Genomic DNA, 20,081 nt, shown 5'->3' on the forward strand with positions numbered 1-20,081 from the left:
CTATGATTTTGAATATGATATCTCTTAAAAAAATGTTAAGCGTAATTTGCATATATTATGGTAAAACCGTAGATTTATGATGTCAAAATTGCAAAGTCAACGAAGGACTTAGAGTAAACACAAAAATGATGCAGTATATACTGCATCATTTTTTTATGTAGAAAATAAAAAAATCACGATAAAGACAGCGCTTCTCGATCGTGATTTTAAATGAGCAGATATACCAAAGATCACTCTTCTTCTATCGGCCTTAAGTTATCTCCAGAATTTCTGTCGATTAATTTATTATAAGGATCGATACCTGCTTTTAATGGCTTTTTATCGGTAACAATAGTAAACGTATTTTCGCCGGGTTTCAACCATTTTCGTTCTAAGTAATATGGAGTTTTAAGAGGAACTTCCTGCTTGTCAACACTATCTTCACCAAATAATCCGATCTCGATATAATTCGTGGTGTCATCGGTACGTTCTTCTTTGCCAGTATCATCATAGTAGATTTTTTTTGAATCTACAGTAAAAGAGGTTTCATATCTACCGTTATCTAAAGCTTTGGTCTTAGCGCTAGTAACACGATTTTCATAGAGTACTATTTTTGTAAATCCATCTTCTACAGCATATTTTAAGGAATCCGGAGCTATTTTATAAATGGCATCATATAGATTTTCTGAAGTAGGATAAACTCCTTTTTCATACTCTCTATACTCATTAAGAAAACCTTTAAGAGCTTCATTTACGTTGTCTTCACCAAGAAGATCCTGAAGCTCATACATCACCATAGATCCTTTTTCATACCAGATATGTGGTCCTGTTTCTACATTTATTAGAGATCGTTCTGGCTTAAAACTAAAAGCTCTACTTTGTAAATATCGATCTAAGGAATATTTAAGGAAATTTTTAATTCCGTTTTCGCCATATTCATGCTTCATGGTCATAAGTGATGAATATTCTGCCAAGGTTTCAGAAATAATATTAGCACCAGATGTTTTACTAGGAGTAACAATGTGCCCCCACCACTGGTGTGCTACCTCGTGAGTAGTAACTCTAAATGCATAGTTAAAATCTTCGGCCTTATCAAAATTAGCAGCAAACCCAAAATCTTCAGAATAGGGGATAGTAGTTACAAAAGATTGTGCAAAATTCGAATGTGCAGGAAATTCTACAATCCTGATCACCGAGTTGGGATACTCATAAAAATTGGTTGAGCAGTAATCTAGAGCTACTTTAACTCCTTTGATAAAATACTCTAGATTACGTTTGTGTTTTGGAGAGTGGTAAATCTCAATATCCACTTTTTTTCCGCTTGGTGCAGTCCAACTGGATTTTTCTACATCATATCGTGCAGATACGACATTAAAAAACAGATCGGTCTTTGATTCTAAGGCATAATGATAATAGGCTCTGTTATTTTCTTTCCATTGTTTTACCAATTTACCTGGAGCCAAAGCAGTTTGATCTGCAGACGTACTTAGTATAGCTTCAAAATTAATATAATTAGCATCTTCATTAAACAGATTTTTCTTTAGTGCCAGACTATCTGTTCGGGGAGGGAGTAGATAATCGAGTTTTTCTAGCCCATGTTTTACACGCACGCCATTTTCGACCAGGCTACGTTCATAATGAAACCTTGGAAATATAGAATTATTAAGAAAGGATCCATTATATAATATTTCGGCCTCCATGTGATTGGCAAAACCTTTGGTTTCTGCAAATACTTCTATGGTAAGATCAGCTTTCTCATCGGGTTGCATTGCTTTGGGTAGCTTATAAAAGTACATTCTGTATACAGAATCTGTAACCACAGGTGTAAGTGTAGTGCCATTATAAATCACTTTTTGTAGATTGGTATGTGCACCGGGATATTGTACTTCGAGCAATAAGGTGTCTATAGGAGTATCGTAATTGTTTATGATTTTATAATCTCCTTTGGCTTTTATATTACGGTCTTCTGGAAAAATATCGATATAAGCTTTTAGATCAGTTACCTGTGGGTGAGCCTGGCCCATATATTTTGCATATTTTTTTTCGGCATCTGCATTTATCTTTTCCGAGTGGTTCCCGTCGATCATCTTATTAAGCACGTTAAGGTTATAATAATTATACCCTGCAATAGATATAAATACTAATATCGTAACTACAAATATCCCTATGGTTTTGGGAGTGAATCTTTGTTTTGCCAGTGATAACCGTTCTTTGGCCGTGGCAAAGAATCCACGGGTCCAGAATACCTTTCCTATAATCATCAAGATCGTAGTACAGAGAATCCAGTACATATTTAACCAAGTGATTCCTGTAAGATAATGACCAAAACCATTAAGGTCACTTAGAAAAATTGGTGTAGTACCAGAAAACATATACATAGGATTGGTACTTTTAAAAGCAAGTGCTACAAAAAGAGGCAATCCAAAATAAATGATAATAACTATAAAATGACCCAAAAATTTATTATTCACCAGTACATGGACAAAGAAAGAGAGTAAGATGGTCATTAAAAAACCAGGGAATACAAGAGCAAAATTATAGATAAAATACATACCCAGATCATACTGAAAATAACCATTAAAGGTTTGGAACAAAATACCAATGATGATATTTGCTATCGTAAGAGCTAATGCAATACCAATAAGCGATATTATTTTTGAAAAATACAAACTGGAATCACTAATAGGTAACGCATCATAAAAAACAAAGGTTTTATTTTTTCTTGTTCTATGAACAGCTTCTCCCGAATAGATAACTAATATTATTATAGAAAAGAATGAAATAACCCCATTAATATACATTACTACATATCGGGTTAGTGGTAAATTCGGCGTCCCATAGGTTTCATTAAGATTATAAATACTGAATACAGAAAAGATAACTCCTATAATCAGTAGAATAATAAAAACAGGGCTTTTAAAAATAGATAGAAATTCAATTTTACTAAGAGAAAAAAGATTGTTCCACTCTGTTTTTTTGGTAAAATTTTGCGTTATAGAACTAATCAGTGAAGGCGTATACTCCCCTTTTTCTATTTTATTTCCTTTTTTACCAGAAAGTAAAAACTTCTTATAATCGAACCTGAAAAGGGTAATAAGAAAGAATAGTGAGCCTATAGCTAACCAGAACATTCTATTCAGTAAAAATTCACCGTATATAGGAAGTTGATTGATGTTTAATTCATTAATCGACCAATACTTTTTGACAAAAGTAAAGGCTCTGTTTCCAAAAGGATCAAGGTAAGGTGTTAACCATTGGTTATCCAGACTTGTTACAAAATCACCCGAAATACTATATAACAAAAACAAGCAAATTCCACCCAGATAGATGATAGGCATTTTCTTAAAAAAGGCCATTAGACAGAAGAATAACGATCCTATTAAAAATGAATTGATTTGCAATAAAAATATGAAAGGCAAAAGATAAGATGATAGATTAAAGCTGGTATAAGTGCCATAATCAGGGCGATCTAAAAATATACCAATGCCAAATCCGATTATTGCTCCTAATACGATAAAGAGGTTGAGTAGGGTAACAATAGCATAACTACCCAAAAACCGACCTAAAACATATGATTTTTGAGTAATCGGAAATGTAAAATAGGTTTGCGCTGTCTTATGATCTTTATCTCTGAAGATAGGAACCCCCATGATCGCAGCATAAAAGAAAATACAGATAATGGATATAGATCCCATGATTTCTGCGATGGTACTGGGGCTGTTTACAAATTGAGCTGTAGAGGATCGTATTAAAGCACCCCAGCAACCTGCGATTATAATTCCTAGAGCCACATAAATCCAAGTAGCAGGTCGTTTTAAACGGTACCTTAGTTCGAATAAGAATATTTCTATCATATTGCTGCCTCCTGTTTTTTTCTATTAATACAGTAGAAATAGAAATCTTCTAAATCATTATTTACCGCTTCAAATCCTTCTCCAGGATTAGAGTCACTATACACATTTATATAAAATTCTCCTCCTCTTAAGTAATTAGACAGTACCGTAAATTCGTTTTCAAAAGTTTCTAATTCAGATTTATCAATATGTTTTCTATATACTTTTCCGTTTAGAGTGTCAGACAATGTCTGTGGATTACCTTGTACCAGAATTTTACCTTCATTAAATACAGCCATATTTTGGCATAAATTGGTTACATCATCTACAATATGAGTACTCAAAATAACAACAGCATTCTCACCCAACTCGCTTAATAAGTTATGAAAACGGTTACGCTCCAGGGGATCCAGTCCAGCTGTAGGCTCATCAACAATAATTAGTTTTGGATTCCCTAAAAGAGCTTGAGCAATACCAAAACGTTGTCTCATTCCTCCCGAAAAATCACCTAGATTGCGATTTCTAAACTTATATAGATTTACTTTATTTAGTAAGTCTGCAACATAACCTTTACGTTCCTGGCTATTGGTAATACCTTTTACCTTTGCAATATGATTAAGCATCATCTCTGCAGAGACCTTTGGGTATACTCCAAAATCCTGTGGTAGATATCCTAATATTTTTCTTAATTCTCCCGGTTGTTTAAAAACATCAATCCCATCAAAATCAATCGTTCCCGAATCTGCTAATTGTAATGTAGCGATGGTTCTCATCAATGTAGATTTTCCTGCACCATTTGGCCCTAACAGACCAAACATTCCTTTTTCCAAAGTGAGATTAACATCATTTAATGCTTGTGTCCCATTGGGATATATTTTATTAAGATTCTTTATGGTAAGCATACTTATATATTTCCTAGTTAAATTTTTAAACTCTTTCTGCGCTGCTTTATTGGTTGCAAATTTATCATTTTACTACCTAAGTATTTTATGCCCTCTTTATTAAGAGGTTATGATTATTCTACTTAAAAATAAAGAACAAAAGTCAGGATGAATTCATTTCAATATTAGTAAGATTTGTTAAGGTTTTGTTACATGATTTGATATATTTTTAAGTAAAATTACCTTTAGGTACTTAATAATTAATGATCAGATGGTAATAGATATATGAGTATCTTTACAAGATTAAATTTTACAGTTAAGAATGCAACAAATTCGTAGAAACAGAAGATTAAGGACAAATGATGCCATTCGTTCTTTGGTAAGAGAAAACATAATTACTCCTCATGATTTTTTGGTTCCCCTTTTTATCGTGGAAGGAAAAGGTATAAAAGAAGAAATATCTTCTATGCCTGATTACTATAGGTATAGTTTAGATTTACTGGGTAACGAAGTTAAAGAACTATGGTCTTTAGGATTAAAATCGGTATTACTTTTTGTAAAAGTACCCGATCATCTTAAAGACAATAAGGGTACAGAGGCATTAAATTCTGATGGATTAATGCAACGCGCAATAAAAACTGTTAAAGAAGCGGTTCCCGAAATGTTAGTGATGACCGACGTAGCACTGGATCCTTATTCATCATATGGCCATGATGGTATTGTAGAAGATGGGCAGATTCTTAATGATGAAACCTGTAAAGTTTTGGCAGAAATGTCATTATCACATGCACAGGCAGGTGCGGATTTTGTTGCACCAAGTGATATGATGGATGGACGAATCTTAAGTATGCGGGAACTACTCGAAAAAGAAAACTATAAGAATACTGGTATTATGAGCTATAGTGCCAAGTATGCTTCTGCTTTTTATGGTCCTTTTAGAGATGCCTTGGATTCTGCTCCTGGATTTGGAGATAAAAAGACATACCAGATGGACTTTGCTAATCGAGATGAGGCAATCAAAGAAACACTTATGGATATCGAAGAAGGAGCAGATATAGTGATGGTAAAACCAGGATTGTGTTACCTTGATCTGGTAAGAGATATCAGAGATGTTGTAGATGTACCTGTTGCGGTATACCAGGTGAGTGGTGAATATGCTATGTTAAAAGCTGCTGCAGAAAAAGAATGGTTAGATCATGATGCTGTCATGCTAGAACAAATAATGGCTTTTAAAAGAGCAGGAGCACAAATTATTGCTAGTTATTTTGCTAAAGATGTGGTGAAGCTTTTGGGTTAATTATATAAACTCAATATGGATGTCTTTTGAGTAAAGTATATTCTTAGTATAACACTAATTTAATTAAACAGTTAAATTCAAAAAATCATAAGTTATGGTCAGTAGGGATAGGATATATCAGACGTTTGGAGAGTTACTTTATGTAATTGCAATGAGTGATGGAGTTATACAAAAGAAAGAAGTCGAAACACTTGAGGATATTTTAAAAGGGCATCCAAAAGGAAAAGATATTAAGTGGTCTTTTGATTACGAAAATGAGAATCAAAATGATGTCGAAACGTTATATAAAAAGATAATCGAAGTGTTTTCTGATAACGGTCCTGATGAAGAATATGAATTTATGATGTATGCACTAGCCAAAATTGCAGATGCCAGTGAAGGGATGGATCCAAAAGAAGAAAAAGTGATTACCAATTTCTCGAGAGATTTGTTGGAGCGTTTTAAAAAAGATATTGAGAAAATAAAAGAAAAATATAAGTAGTCTTTTCTAACCAAAGACTAGTAACACTATTCATTATTTATATGCAAAAAATAGCCTTATTCCTCATGGCAGCAGTCTTGTTATGTGCAAGCTGTCAATCTGAAAAAAAGGAAAATTCTAATATTAAAATAGGAACAAAAAAAGAGAAATCCTCTCCTTATGATCTGGGAAAGAAAATATTTAATGGTAAAGGAAAATGTTATACTTGCCATAAGATTGATAAAAAGTCTATCGGCCCTGGAGTTATTGAAATTATGAAGGTTTATAAAGCTCAAAATAAAGATTTGATCTCATTTTTAAAACAAGAATCAGATCCAATTGTAGATCCAGAAACTTTTGCAGTGATGAAGACGAATTTTGCAATTATCAAAACATTTACCGAAGAAGAACTCAAAGCCGTAGAAATATATATGACAGAAGTAAATACCAATAAAGCAGAATGATATACAGACTCTTAGTATTTGTTTTTTTTGATTTCTGGTACCATTATGGGTCAACAAGACACCCCAAAAAACGCTTTTCTCGAAAAGTGGAAAAACTCTAAAGATTATCTTTTAAAAATTGCAGAGCAAATGCCAGAAGATAAATTTGGGTTTAAACCTACCGAACGGGAAATGAGTTTTAAAGAACAATTATTTCACATTCGTGGAAATATGCTCTGGTTAGGAACTACATATTTTTCTTCAGAAGAATTTGACAGAGAGAAATTAAAAGAAAACCTGCCAGAAACCAAAACTGGAATCATCGCTTTACTCACCAAGGCATTTGATAAAGTATATACTCGTGTCCAGGAAACCGATGAAGATGATCTGAAATTTGAGGTTGATTTTTTTGCAGGCCGAAAATCAAAACTTCAAATTCTTAACCTATTACAAGATCATGTTACTCATCACCGTGGGCAGCTCATTGTTTATCTTAATTTAAACAATATTGAACCACCACGTTATGTGGGGTGGTAAGAGTTTATGAAATCTATTTTTTTAATATTATTAAATACAAAACGTGCCTTAGAGTATTTAGATGATCAGGATGAAATAGATCTGAATATAAAAAGTGTATTTCTTTTCTTCTATTATGGAATGGTTGTCTATTTTTTGAATTTAGACATAGAAACTGTTCTAATTAACCCTTTTTGGGATATGACATTTGTTTCGTCTCTTTTTGTATTCTTTGGAGTGTTAATGAGTTTAGGGTTACATAAAATAAATATGTGGTTAAAAGGCAATGGGAGTTATGCTGATATACAAGCAGTAATATCTCATGCTTCAATACCAATTACCCTAAGCTTAAGTATTATCTTCTTCTCTAAGAGAATTTTTTTTAAGGATCTGGATTTTGATTGGAAAATACTCTATTATCTAAGTTGGATACTAACTATTAAGATTTTAATTCAAGGGTTTTTGAAGTATAATAATTCAAATTATCATAGAATGATATTGAATATTAGTCCTTTACTTTTGTTTTATATTGGACTCTTAATATTCAAATTTATGATGTTTAAAGAAATTTATTCCATAAATTAAATGGCAAAGAGAGAAGGAATTAGTTAATTTAGCATTTTCAAGAAAACCACAATGACTCTATTAATTATTTACGCCGTACTTTCTATTTTCTTTTCGTTTTTATGTTCGATCCTAGAAGCGGTTTTGCTTAGTATAACCCCAACCTTTATCAATGTCAAGAAAAAGGAAGGAAAAGCATATGCCAATAGTCTTGAAACATTAAAAAAAGATGTTGATAAACCACTAATTGCAATTCTTACAATTAATACCATCGCACATACTGTTGGAGCTATTTTGGTTGGAGTAGAGGCAAAAAAAGCTTTTGGAGATGAGGGCAATGGTGTTTTTATTGTTTCGAGTATAATGACACTATTAATTTTGGTAGCTTCTGAGATTATTCCAAAAACAATAGGAGCAACCTATTGGAGGCAATTAGCTAATTTCACTTCCAAAACGCTTAAAATTTTGATATGGCCATTGAAATGGACAGGTATACTTTGGCTATTACAATTAGCAACCAAGCTTATCGGTGGTAAAGGACATCATGGCTCTGTATTAAGTAGAGAAGATTTTACGGCTATGGCAGATATTGCCCACGAGGAGGGTGTTTTTGAAGAGTCGGAGTCCAAGGTTATTAAAAACTTATTATCTTTTAAAGAGGTTTTTACTAAAGATGTGATGACTCCCAGAACGGTAATGAAAATTGCTTCGGAAGATACAACACTTGAAGAGTTTTTTAATGAAAACCAAAATCTTCGTTTTTCTAGAATACCTGTCTATAAAGAGAATGCAGACAATATAACGGGTCAGGTATTAAAGGATGATATTTTTAAAGAAATGGCAAATCAGAATGGTCATAAAAAAATTGGAGAAATAAAAAGACCTATACTTTTTACAACAAGAAATTTACCAATACCGGATTTGTTTAATGAACTGATTCAGTCCAAAAATCATTTAGCTTTGGTAGTTGATGAATATGGTTCTGTAAATGGACTGGTAACCATGGAAGACGTTATAGAAACATTACTAGGCTTGGAGATAGTAGATGAAAGCGATACTGAAACTGATATGCAAATTCTAGCTCGAAAGAATTGGGAAAACCGCGCAAAACGACTTGGAATTTTAGACGATAAAAAAGAAGAGTAATGGATGAAGTGTATATAGAAACCCCTTTAGGTATTGCAACTATATCAGGAGATGAAGATGGTATTGCAAGCGTTTCTGTTACCAAAGAGTCTACTAACACTCCTTCAAAAGATATTCCTTTATATTTACAAAAAGCAGTCTCCCAACTCGAAGAATATTTTGAAGGTCAACGCACCGATTTTGACCTTATTTTGAACCCAACTGGTACTGATTTTCAGAAGAAAGTTTGGGATGAATTACTTAAAATTCCTTTTGGCAAAACAGTATCCTATCTTGATATTGCAAAGAGACTTGGGGATCCAAAATCTATACGAGCTGCAGCAAGTGCTAATGGTAAAAATCCATTATGGATCATTGTGCCTTGTCATCGAGTTATTGGTAGCGATGGATCACTTACAGGCTATGCAGGTGGATTATGGAGGAAAAAATGGTTGCTCGATCATGAAAACCCTGTAAAACAACAATCGTTATTTTAATTACATAAAATTACTTAGTTATTGTTTTAAAAATTTCCAGTTTCAAAAAATGAAACTGAGATATCTTATTATTGTTTTCTGAATGATTGCGATGATAATAAATATAGAATCACCAAATTTTGGCACCCTTTATTTATCTGTAATTAATTTTCATACATTAGCTAAACAAGTCACTTGTTTTTAATATTATCATATTAACTCAAACTTACATTGAAATGGTAAAACGGATACTCAAATTTTTCTTAAAAAGTTTACTTATTGTTATTGTACTCTGTGTAGCACTGTTGTATATTTTTGATTATGATTATATACTCAAAGGGGTTAGAGTGGTTTATATGACCGGTCACACAACTGCGTATCTGGATGATTATTCATATTTTGATAACCGTACTGTAGAAAAAGGAAATGGTACCACAGCCTGGGCTACTCATCCAGGATATAATAAAGTGCAAAGTACAGATAGGCTTAATGCAATTAATGAGGAGCTAGGTACTGTCGCTTTTATGATTATTAAGAATGATAGTATTTGGTATGAAAACTATGCCGAAGGATTTGGGATTGATTCTAAAACCAATTCTTTTTCTATGGCAAAAAGTATGGTGACAGGTATGTTAGGAAAAGCAATCATGGATGGTCATATTAAAAGCTTGGATCAGCCTGTTGGAGATTTTTTCCCTGAGTTTTCTCAAGGTCTTGCAGCAAAAACGACTGTAGGAGACCTTTCTTCAATGTCTTCTGGTCTTAACTGGACCGAGCATTATACCAGCCCGTTTTCTATTACAGCCAGAGCGTATTATGATCCCAATATCAGAGATATAATGTTAGGATTAGATGTTGTTAAAGAACCAGGGCAAAGATTCGAATATTTAAGCGGCAATACTCAATTATTAGGTATGGTTATTGAAAAAGCTACCGGAAAAAAGCTTTCGACATATTTAAGTGAGAGTTTTTGGAAACCTTTGGGGATGGAGCATGAAGCCATGTGGCAATTAGATGGAGAGGAGAGTGGTATGGAAAAAGCATATTGCTGTATAGCAAGTAATGCTAGAGATTTTGCTCGTTTTGGAATGCTGTTTAAAAACAAAGGAATGTTCGCTGGTGAACAAATATTACCAGCAGAGTTTACAGAATTGGCAACAAAACCAAGATTTGAAGATGGACAAATGTATGGATATGGTTTTTGGCTATCAGATCACTTGGATAAGAAAATTTTTGCCATGCGAGGTATTTTAGGACAATATGTAATTTGTATTCCCGAGGATAATATTATGATTGTACGATTGGGGCATAATCGTGGTCAGTTTGTTCCAGGAGAATCATTTACAGAAGATTTCTTTGTTTTTATTGAAGAAGCCTATAAAATGCTAAAGAATGCTTCATAAACTCAATCTAGAACATATCTTGTTTCTGGATATAGAAACTGTTCCTGAGCATGAGAATTTTGAAAATCTTAGTGAAGAAACCAAATACCTGTGGGCCGATAAAACCAAATATCAACGTAAAGAAGAGTTCTCTCCCGAAGAGTTCTATGAAAGGGCAGGGATATGGGCAGAATTTGGCAAAATTGTATGTATATCTGTTGGATATTTTACATTTAAAGGGGAAACAAGATTCTTTAGAACCAAATCCTTTTATGGAGAGGAAAAACAATTACTAATCGATTTTAAAAACTTAATTGAAACCCATTTTGGGAGACCACATCATTTACTTTGTGCCCATAACGGAAAAGAGTTTGATTTTCCTTATATCGCCCGTAGAATGATCATTCATAATATAGGATTACCATATAAGTTGAATCTATTTGGCAAAAAACCCTGGGAAGTGTCTCATTTAGATACTTTGGATTTATGGAAATTCGGTGACTATAAACACTATACTTCTTTAAAATTACTTACAAATATTCTGGGCATTCCATCACCAAAAGATGATATTGATGGGAGTCAGGTACGACAAGTCTTTTATGAAGAACAGGATATTGATCGTATCATTATTTATTGTGAAAAAGATACAGTTGCTGTTGCTCAGATCCTGCTTCGATTGCGACAAGAAGAATTATTAGATGAAGATGAGGTAATATCTGTATGATTTCAATAAAAACTTAACCTTTTATAGTAATTTGTTTTTTGATATGGAAAAGAAAGGAAACAAGTCCTTTCTTATTCCATAATACTACTAATTTTGACGAAACGTTTACAAAGTCGAGCCGAAAACAGGAGTAACAACTCATTATTTTAATCAGGGTTTGAATTTTTTATTCTTTCTGTAGCCTACAGAATTAGTTTTAAAACATAAAAAAAGTAAATATCCTTTATGTTATTATTTCTCTCTAATTATGACGTGGTGAAAAGAGTGTTTACGAAGTAAGTATCTAAGATACAGATTCTATTAATATGTACAAATCTTTTTTGGGATAAAATTTTCTTATGATATTTTTTGAATTTATAATTGATCATATAAGAAGTAATTCTAAATAGTAAACACAAAACCACCTTGTAAAAGGTGGTTTTGTGCAATATATTTGATTTTATTTATTTTAAAATAAGTTTTTTGGTTATGGTTTTAGTGTCTGATTTAACCGACACAAAATACATTCCAGATGGTAAATTGTTCAGTTCTATTCTATTTTCAGACATTTTACCATTTCTTACTATTTGCCCCGCTTTATTAACGATTCTGTATGTAGAACCATTAAAATTATTCATTCTGATTATAATGAAATCTTTTGCAGGAACTGGGTGAATAACAATGTCAGAACTTTCTACATCTGTTTTCACATCTGTATTAAAGTTATGTATTGCAGCATTTCCTACACAAAAGTTTTTAGTATCCTCAGAAGTAAACGATGCGCCAGAAGCTAGTACAGCACCAGAAGTGCTATTGGTTAGTTCATAGGAACCATTACCATAACTACAGCAAATACCATCACCATAAGAATCTTTAAGTACTAATGTATAACATCCGACATCCAGAGTTTTAGTTATATTAAGAGTTGACCCATCAGGTTGAGAAGGATAAGTTCCTCCCGAGTGTACTACTTGATTATTCGCATCTTTGATTTCCCAACTGGTTTCTTCAGGATAATTATCAAAGGTAATACGCAGCTTTACATCATAAGTAGAAGACGTTCCAGCAGTAGTTATATTTAGGGTACTACTTGCTACAGATTGATTTCCTGCAGCATCTTTAGCTTTTACAGTAAACTGGTATGCTGTGTTAGCAGTTAATCCAGTAATGTTTCTTGTTGTTGCAGTTACCGATCCAAGATTAGTAGCTCCTTGATATACATCATATCCCGTAACTCCTACATTATCAGTAGCAGCATTCCAAGATAAGGTTAATGTAGTTTGAGCAACATTAGAAGCTGTTAATCCAGCAGGAGTAGAAGGATCTTGAGTATCTGCACTAGGCCCACCTATAGCAACAGTGTAATCTTCTACTTCTCCATAACCAAATGATTCACATGGAGTTGGTATTCCGTTGTATTTCATAGATACCCTCATTCTGGTGTTTCCATCTTTTGCAGTTGCAGGTACAGTAAAGTTTCCACTTACTGGAGTTGTTTGTGAAGCAGCATTAGTCCACACTTGTTCTCCTGTATCGGCAAAGTCTCCATCTTGGTTATAATCAATCCATACACTGTATCCTTCATTATATTTAGTTCCTGTCCAAGTAGGAGTAATGGTAATGGTATTGGCACTACCTTTAGATAGGTTAGTAGATTCAGCAGTAAAATCGTTGTATCCACCACTTCCTCCGGTCGATGTTTTATTGATGGTTCCTAATTTCACATTACTGATATATTCATCTGATATACTTTGACCATTAGAGGCGCAGTAGTTGAGTTGTACATCTGTAGTTGTAAAATTAGTAGAGCTACTGTAATTAGAATTAGTTCCATCGGCGCACTTACTTCTTAGCTGTACTTCATAAGCAGTAGAAGGAGTTAATCCAGAAATGACTTTAGAAGTTCCATTTTCTGTAGAAGTAGTCCATGTTGTTGTTCCTGTTTGTCTGTATCTCAGATCATAAGTTGCACCAGCTACTGCAGTCCAACCAATAGTAGCTGTGTTAGATCCCACGGCAGAAGAAGACACTCCTGTAGGTACAGTTGCAGTACAAGTAGTAGAACCACCATTATAGGTAATAGTAACATTTGTAGTGTACTCCCAGCTACCATTATTTATAGTAAGTGTTATAGGGATTTGAGTTCCTGTAGGGGTGGTTGATTTTAACTGAAAATCAATAGCTCCATTATCAGTTCCTAAAAGTGTGATACTACCATATTGTTTTGGTTGCCCAAGAGAGCTTATATGCGAAGAATTTGAGGATAAACTAACGGTCCAGTTAGCTTGGTTAAGGCTAAAACGTTTAATAGAATAGGCTACTGTTCCTGATGTATTCGTAATTGTTTGATTTACATTATCAGGTGTTACTTTTGCATATTTGGCTGCCATTCTCATTATCTTAATGTTAAAAGGGTATACCTCATTACATAAAGGAATAATTCTACTGGAAGCCGGCCAGAATCCATCATTTGAAGATCCTACTTCGGGAGTCATAGCAAAAACCTTGGGTTTAGAACTTTGTTCTCCATACATCCAATCATCAGAGCTTCCTCCCGCTGTATATCCTACTGTTTGATTAGGAGTACCGTATGTATATGAATTTTCTTCTGTCATATATGTACATATTTTCACAAACGTACTTTGGTCAGGAGTAAATGTATTTGCCTTATATCCCCATGGATGAATCAAAAGGTTGCTAAAAGAGTGATAATTAAGTGCAGCTACAAAATTATGTTGATTCGTAAAATCTCTCATCGCCTGGGTCTCAGGTTCAGAAAATTTAGAAGTACCATGATACGAGTCACTGCTGGGGGTAGAAGAAGACCCTCCAGGAGCAGCCCATTGATAGCCGTAATTACGATTTAAATCAACACCATATGATCCTCCATTGTTTCGTCTGTTCTTTCTCCAATATCCTCCTCCATTTGGGTTGGTTTGTTGATTGTGGATGTATCCATCAGGGTTAATAATAGGAATAAAATACAACTCAGTATTGTCTACTAATATTTTGATTTCTGGGTCAGAGTTATAATTCTCTAACAGATACCACATATAAAAAAGATTTTGTGAGAGTCCTACCGGTTCTCTGGCGTGATGTATAGAAGTATAAAGCATTTCATCTTCGTTTTCATCGGTATCTGCATTATCACTTATTTTAACCATATAAATTGACCTGCCTTGAATTGTTGTACCGATAGATGATTTAGCAGTGATGAGTTGAGGGTACAGTTGCCTCATTTTATCCAAAGCAGCTATAGCTTCATCATGAGTATGAAAACCTCCCATACTTCCTAATGCAAAATTACTGGGAGAAGGTACTTGTTGGATATTATTTTGACTGGCTTTACGAGCATTACTTCTATCTGCCCTCTTATTTATTCTGGGAATTCTTTTAGAGAGATTACGAATTTTGATCTTGTATTTAACGTTGTTTCTTCTGAGTAATTTAAGATCACTATGAGAAATTTCAGCAATAACTTTTCCATTTTCATAATGAAAATGATCAGCTTCGAGTCCTTTTGCTTGCAGAGCTTCTAATTGTTCTTTGTCTGTGTCAAAAACAACTCGATAATATTTTTCTTGCGCTTGTAGTATAAACATATTGCATAGAAAAAAAATAGTGCATATCCATGGGATATAGGATTTTAAAGAATTAGTGTTTGTTTTCATTGTTTGTGTGTTTAAGAGTTAGTTTTTGTTATTTTCTATATGTTATATATGAAGAAAATAGAATGAATGAATGATGAAACATTCTTCATATTTATTAGTCGGAAGTGTAGAAAAAAGCGTAATTAATTCTTAGGAACAGGTAGAAATATCCTGATAATTTTTAATGGCTATAGGAATATTAGAACTAAGAATTAGTTGTTTTCTTGATGGTTTAATGTTTTTCTTTTTCTTCTGTAGTATTAGATGAGAAAAAGTTAAACTAAATGCCAGTCGAGAGAAAGCATTTTTGTTAGAATCTTTCATTATGACGAAGTTTGAGTTTTGTGCATGGTTAATATACTATAAATATAATTTTAATAAATCATATATACTCAAAAATTACTATATATTTTGTGTTGTAAGTGTTTGTCTTTGAGAACTTAAATGTGATTTCTTTACTTTTTCTTTTTTTATGGGTTTTTTAAAAAAAATGAATTTTTGTTATCAAAAATTTTATTGGCAATCATTACAAAATAAGGACAAACATTAAAACAAGTACATTGAAATTTTTTTTCATAAGTTGATTTGTGTGTTAAGTTTATAATTTGGAAAACTACTTAAAAAGGCTCCATTAATCAACCTGTATAGGTCCAGAAACGTGTTTTAAGACAACTCAAAACATGTTTCTGGATTTTTTATACTTGATATTGAGTTGGTTATTGTTTCTTGATAAGAAAGAGAGATCACTTGGCATTATCCATAAAAGACTGAGATAAGTCTTGAGAGGTAATTTTTTAATAAAAAAACCCTCTCCAAAAAAGGAGAGGGCCGTTCAGTAATTATACTTCTATTGTGTCCCCCAACACATTCGAATTATATCGGTACAAGACGGATCAATCCGACGAATTTCCCTTAATATAATTACTAGTCAGCAGATAAAAAATCTCTACCTAAATTATACTTTAGAATACAGCCTAAATGTTTAAAATGATGTGTAAAAAATGAGTGTGAAGTTATTTTGAGGGGCGAATATATGGATTAATCTTAATAAAACATGTTTTATTACATTAAATTGCTGTGTATGCATAGCATTATGACCCTTTTCTTCTATAATAAAACATATAATTATGGACTCATTGCTTTAAAAGTCATTAGATATGGCAGGCGAGTATATGTGTTTTATTCAAACATATAGATTTACAACTATTGTAAATAGAAAAACCCCGAAACAATTTGTTTCGGGGTTTTTAAATAATATTGAATTTATGTTATTGCTTGATAATAAACTTTTTGGTTAGTGTTTTATCATTCGATATAACCGAAAAGAAATACATTCCATCTGGCAAACCACCTAATTCTACTCTGTTTTCAGATACTTTACCGTTTCTTACCGTCTGACCAATATGATTAATGATTCTATAATTTGAATCCTTAGCATTGTTCATTTGAATCGTGATAAAGTCTTTTGCAGGAACAGGAGAGATCACAAATTTAGAATTTTTCAAATCCGTTGTTATGGTGTCATCACTGTTGATATTATTTAATTGTGCATTTCCTACACAAAAGTTTTTAGTATCTTCAGAAGTAAACGATGCACCAGAAGCTAGTACAGCGCCAGAAGTGCTATTGGTTAGTTCATAGGAACCGTTACCGTAGCTACAGCAAATTCCATCACCATAAGAATCTTTGAATACTAAAGTATAACATCCGGCATCAAGAGTTTTGGTTATATTAAGAGTTGACCCATCAGGCTGAGAAGGATAAGTTCCTCCCGAGTGTACTACTTGATTATTCGCATCTTTGATTTCCCAACTGGTTTCTTCAGGATAATTATCAAAAGTAATACGCAGTTTTACATCATAAGTAGAAGACGTTCCAGCAGTAGTTACATTTAAAGTATTACTTGCTGCAGATTCGTTTCCTGCTGCATCTTTAGCTTTTACAGTAAACTGGTATGCCGTGTTGGCAGTTAATCCGGTAATATTTCTTGTTGTTGCAGTTACCGATCCAAGATTAGTAGCTCCTTGATATACATCATATCCTGTAACTCCTACATTATCAGTAGCAGTATTCCAGGATAAGGTTAATGTAGTTTGAGCAACATTAGAAGCTGTTAATCCTGCTGGAGCAGAAGGAGCTTGAGTATCTGTACCGGATCCTCCTATGGCTACGGTGTAATCTTCTACTTCACCATAAGAGAAAGATTCACAAGGAGTTGGTATTCCATTGTACTTCATAGATACTCTCATTCTTGTACTTCCATCTTTTGCACTTGCAGGTACAGTAAAGCTACCACTTACCGGAGTTGTTTGTGAAGCCGCATTGGTCCATACTTGTTCTCCTGTATCGGCAAAATCTCCATCTTGATTATAATCGATCCATACAGAGTATCCTTCATTATATTTAGTTCCGGTCCAAGTAGGAGTAATGGTAATGGTATTGGCACTACCTTTAGATAGGTTAGTAGATTCAGCAGTAAAATCGTTGTATCCACCACTTCCTCCTGTGGATGTTTTATCGATGGTTCCTAATTTTACATTACTGATATATTCGTCATTTACACTTTGCCCATTAGAGTCACAGTAGTTAAGTTGTACATCTGTAGTTGTAAAGTTTACAGAAGCACTATAATTAGAAGTAGTTCCATCAGCACACTTACTTCTTACTTGTACTTCATAAGCCGTAGATGGGTTTAATCCAGAAATGACTTTAGAGGTTCCATTTTCTGCAGAAGTTGTCCAGTTTGTTGTTCCTGTTTGTCTGTATCTTACATCATAAGTTGCACCTGCTACTGCAGTCCAACCAATAGTAGCTGTATCGGATCCCACGGCAGAAGAAGATACTCCTGTAGGTACAGTTGCAGTACATACTGTAGTTGTTCCTGTTAACCCAGTAACAATAAGAGAGAAATTTTGACTCCCTCCTGTTAATGTTCCTTTATGAGTAACTGTAATTGTGTATGTTCCAGAAGCATTAGCGATATCCACTCTTTCAAAAGGATCCACAGTATTGTCGCCGGTACTATTTGTATTTACACCAGTAAGCTTATATGGGTTAGATGTAGTAGAGCCTTTTGTAACTCTTATATCTAAGTCATTTACTAGTACAGCTGTATTAGAATTTGTTGCAGTTACAGCAGTTCCTGCTCTGTCTGTCCAGGAAATAGAAGCTAATAAAGGGCTTGTGCCATCTGAGTCAACAGTTACAGTATACGTTTGACCACTTGTAAGTGTTAGTTCTTCTATTTTTGAAGCAGTTCCTTTATTGGTAATTGCTTCTGCAGCAACTTTAGCGTTTAATAATCCCCATCCATGTACTGCATCAGGACCAGAAGGACCAATATCATCGGCAGTATGAAGCGCTAACCCTTTTAAGGTTGCAGCTTTCATGAAGTTTCCATTATTACTATTGTAATGTTGTTGTAGTAGTAAAAGTGTACCTGTTACATTAGGCGATGCCATTGAAGTACCAGAGATACTGTTGTATGCTGTGTCACTATTGTCATAAGTAGAATATACACCTGTACCATTACCAGTAATATCTGGTTTAATTCTATAGTCATCAGTAGGACCTTCACTACTTCCACTATTAATAGTAACACTATTTAGTGTACCATCATTACTAACATTGGCATCCTGTGCATTAGCAACCACAAGATTGTTTTTTGAAGTAGAATGCCCTGTTAATTTATCATAAGAAGAGTTTCCGTCTAATGGTTGAGCATTAGAGCTATTGTCGTTTCCATCATTCCCTGCAGCTACTACCATAAGATAGAAAGGTGCGTTATACATGATTTCATCCCATGTTCTGGATTCATCTATATATGCTCCAAAATACTGATCAGGAACTGCACTGGCTCTAAAACCATAAGAATGATTGGATAAAAGCATACCGTTTGCGGCAGCTGTAGTTGCTTCAGAAGCATCATTATTCCAATCATGTGTTTTAGCTTTTGCTTGAGAAGCCATTCCTTTTGCATTGGCTTGTACCCCAGAGGCAACTATCGTTCCTGTAACATGTTGAGCATGAAAACTATTACCATTAAGAGTTGTAACACCATCACTAATAGTAACTCTGTTATTTCCTCCTGTGCCATCAAATTCCTGGTGAGTAGGTCTTGTTGCTCCACCATCCCATACATAAGCAGTCATATTTTGCCCGTCTAGATTTAGGCCTAAAGAACCTCCTGAGTTTAAATGATTTGCTCGAGTAGACTTTGCAGCATCTGCATTAAATGTAGTATAATAGAGAGGAGTACCATCTTTTGCTAATCTTTGTAGTTCAGAAAAGCTTCCGTTAGCATTTGTCATTTTGACCTGCCATCCATTTCTTTTGGCAGCTGCTATAGCTTCTTTCTTTTGTAATGCAGCTTTACTTGCTGATTCGGTCTGTAATTGATTTAATTTTACCAGATTACTTTGTTGAGCGATCTTTGCCTTTTGTGAAGGATTCTGAGCGAAAAGTCCACCAGATAAAAATATCATTGAAGAAATAATAACGATATTTAATTTTGGTGACACTTGCCCATTAAAGCCCCTCAACGAAATAAGGCTTTTGTAGCTTTTTTTCATTGTTATTGAGTTTGAGTTAGTGTTATTGTTGTTTTTTTGAAGAATTCAAAGAAAACATTCGAATTTCTTAAATTATTCTTAATAAAAAAAAGTTTTTCGATGAAAAGAAAGAAAATTACTGTATAAAACATTATGGTTATAATAATGCAACTATGTTGCAAGAAAAAACTTTCTTTTATTCCCTGGTTAACTTATTGTGGT

General features: G+C 33.7%; 14 protein-coding genes. 9 read left to right on the forward strand and 5 right to left on the reverse strand.

Annotated features, from left to right (window positions below):
* Positions 1-230 precede the first annotated feature (230 nt).
* The gene (locus tag AAFU52_RS10165) at positions 231-3,833 is read right to left on the reverse strand and encodes a M1 family aminopeptidase (protein ID WP_438426335.1); all 3,603 of its coding nucleotides are present in this window, start codon (positions 3,831-3,833) and stop codon (positions 231-233) included.
* Positions 3,830-4,714: an ABC transporter ATP-binding protein gene (locus tag AAFU52_RS10170; RefSeq protein ID WP_438426336.1), complete on the reverse strand. Its 885-nt coding sequence runs from the start codon at positions 4,712-4,714 to the stop codon at positions 3,830-3,832. The genes AAFU52_RS10165 and AAFU52_RS10170 overlap by 4 nt, the downstream gene beginning before the upstream one ends.
* Before the next feature lie 301 nt (positions 4,715-5,015).
* Here AAFU52_RS10170 and hemB point away from each other — a divergent pair, with 301 nt between their 5' ends.
* The 9 genes from hemB to AAFU52_RS10215 all read left to right on the forward strand — a co-directional run bounded on the left by hemB (position 5,016) and on the right by AAFU52_RS10215 (position 11,680).
* Entirely contained in the window at positions 5,016-5,990 is a 975-nt protein-coding gene (gene hemB, locus AAFU52_RS10175; protein ID WP_438426337.1) for a porphobilinogen synthase, read from the forward strand.
* A gap of 94 nt (positions 5,991-6,084) precedes the next feature.
* Positions 6,085-6,471 (forward strand): TerB family tellurite resistance protein, encoded by a 387-nt coding sequence (locus AAFU52_RS10180; protein ID WP_024769622.1) that lies wholly within the window; start codon positions 6,085-6,087, stop codon positions 6,469-6,471.
* Positions 6,472-6,512: 41 nt separating this feature from the next.
* Positions 6,513-6,914 (forward strand): c-type cytochrome, encoded by a 402-nt coding sequence (locus AAFU52_RS10185; RefSeq protein ID WP_438426338.1) that lies wholly within the window; start codon positions 6,513-6,515, stop codon positions 6,912-6,914.
* A 45-nt stretch (positions 6,915-6,959) separates the two neighbouring features.
* Positions 6,960-7,430 (forward strand): DinB family protein, encoded by a 471-nt coding sequence (locus AAFU52_RS10190; RefSeq protein WP_438426339.1) that lies wholly within the window; start codon positions 6,960-6,962, stop codon positions 7,428-7,430.
* A 6-nt stretch (positions 7,431-7,436) separates the two neighbouring features.
* On the forward strand, positions 7,437-7,994 hold the full coding sequence (locus AAFU52_RS10195) for a hypothetical protein (protein ID WP_438426340.1): 558 nt from the start codon (positions 7,437-7,439) through the stop codon (positions 7,992-7,994).
* A 51-nt stretch (positions 7,995-8,045) separates the two neighbouring features.
* Positions 8,046-9,119 carry a CNNM domain-containing protein gene (locus AAFU52_RS10200; protein WP_438426341.1) on the forward strand — a complete coding sequence of 358 codons (1,074 nt, stop codon included), beginning with the start codon at positions 8,046-8,048 and terminating at the stop codon, positions 9,117-9,119.
* Positions 9,119-9,595, forward strand: coding sequence for a methylated-DNA--[protein]-cysteine S-methyltransferase (locus AAFU52_RS10205; protein WP_024769618.1), 477 nt, complete (start codon positions 9,119-9,121; stop codon positions 9,593-9,595). Before AAFU52_RS10200 ends, AAFU52_RS10205 begins: the two co-directional genes overlap by 1 nt.
* Before the next feature lie 215 nt (positions 9,596-9,810).
* Positions 9,811-10,977, forward strand: a complete 1,167-nt coding sequence (locus tag AAFU52_RS10210; RefSeq protein WP_024769617.1) for a serine hydrolase domain-containing protein — start codon at positions 9,811-9,813, stop codon at positions 10,975-10,977.
* Positions 10,967-11,680 carry a 3'-5' exonuclease gene (locus AAFU52_RS10215; RefSeq protein ID WP_024769616.1) on the forward strand — a complete coding sequence of 238 codons (714 nt, stop codon included), beginning with the start codon at positions 10,967-10,969 and terminating at the stop codon, positions 11,678-11,680. Before AAFU52_RS10210 ends, AAFU52_RS10215 begins: the two co-directional genes overlap by 11 nt.
* Before the next feature lie 443 nt (positions 11,681-12,123).
* Here AAFU52_RS10215 and AAFU52_RS10220 read toward each other — a convergent pair whose 3' ends face one another.
* The 3 genes from AAFU52_RS10220 to AAFU52_RS10230 form a co-directional block, all read right to left on the reverse strand.
* A complete protein-coding gene (locus AAFU52_RS10220; RefSeq protein WP_438426342.1) occupies positions 12,124-15,330 on the reverse strand; it encodes a M14 family zinc carboxypeptidase in 3,207 nt (1,068 codons plus the stop codon).
* A gap of 129 nt (positions 15,331-15,459) precedes the next feature.
* Positions 15,460-15,633: a hypothetical protein gene (locus tag AAFU52_RS10225; protein WP_161635346.1), complete on the reverse strand. Its 174-nt coding sequence runs from the start codon at positions 15,631-15,633 to the stop codon at positions 15,460-15,462.
* A 944-nt stretch (positions 15,634-16,577) separates the two neighbouring features.
* A complete protein-coding gene (locus tag AAFU52_RS10230; protein ID WP_241461461.1) occupies positions 16,578-19,880 on the reverse strand; it encodes a GEVED domain-containing protein in 3,303 nt (1,100 codons plus the stop codon).
* Between the last annotated feature and the right edge of the window lie 201 nt (positions 19,881-20,081).

Origin of the sequence: Aquimarina macrocephali, assembly GCF_051627225.1 — a bacterium.
In the GTDB taxonomy this organism is placed as follows: domain Bacteria; phylum Bacteroidota; class Bacteroidia; order Flavobacteriales; family Flavobacteriaceae; genus Aquimarina; species Aquimarina macrocephali.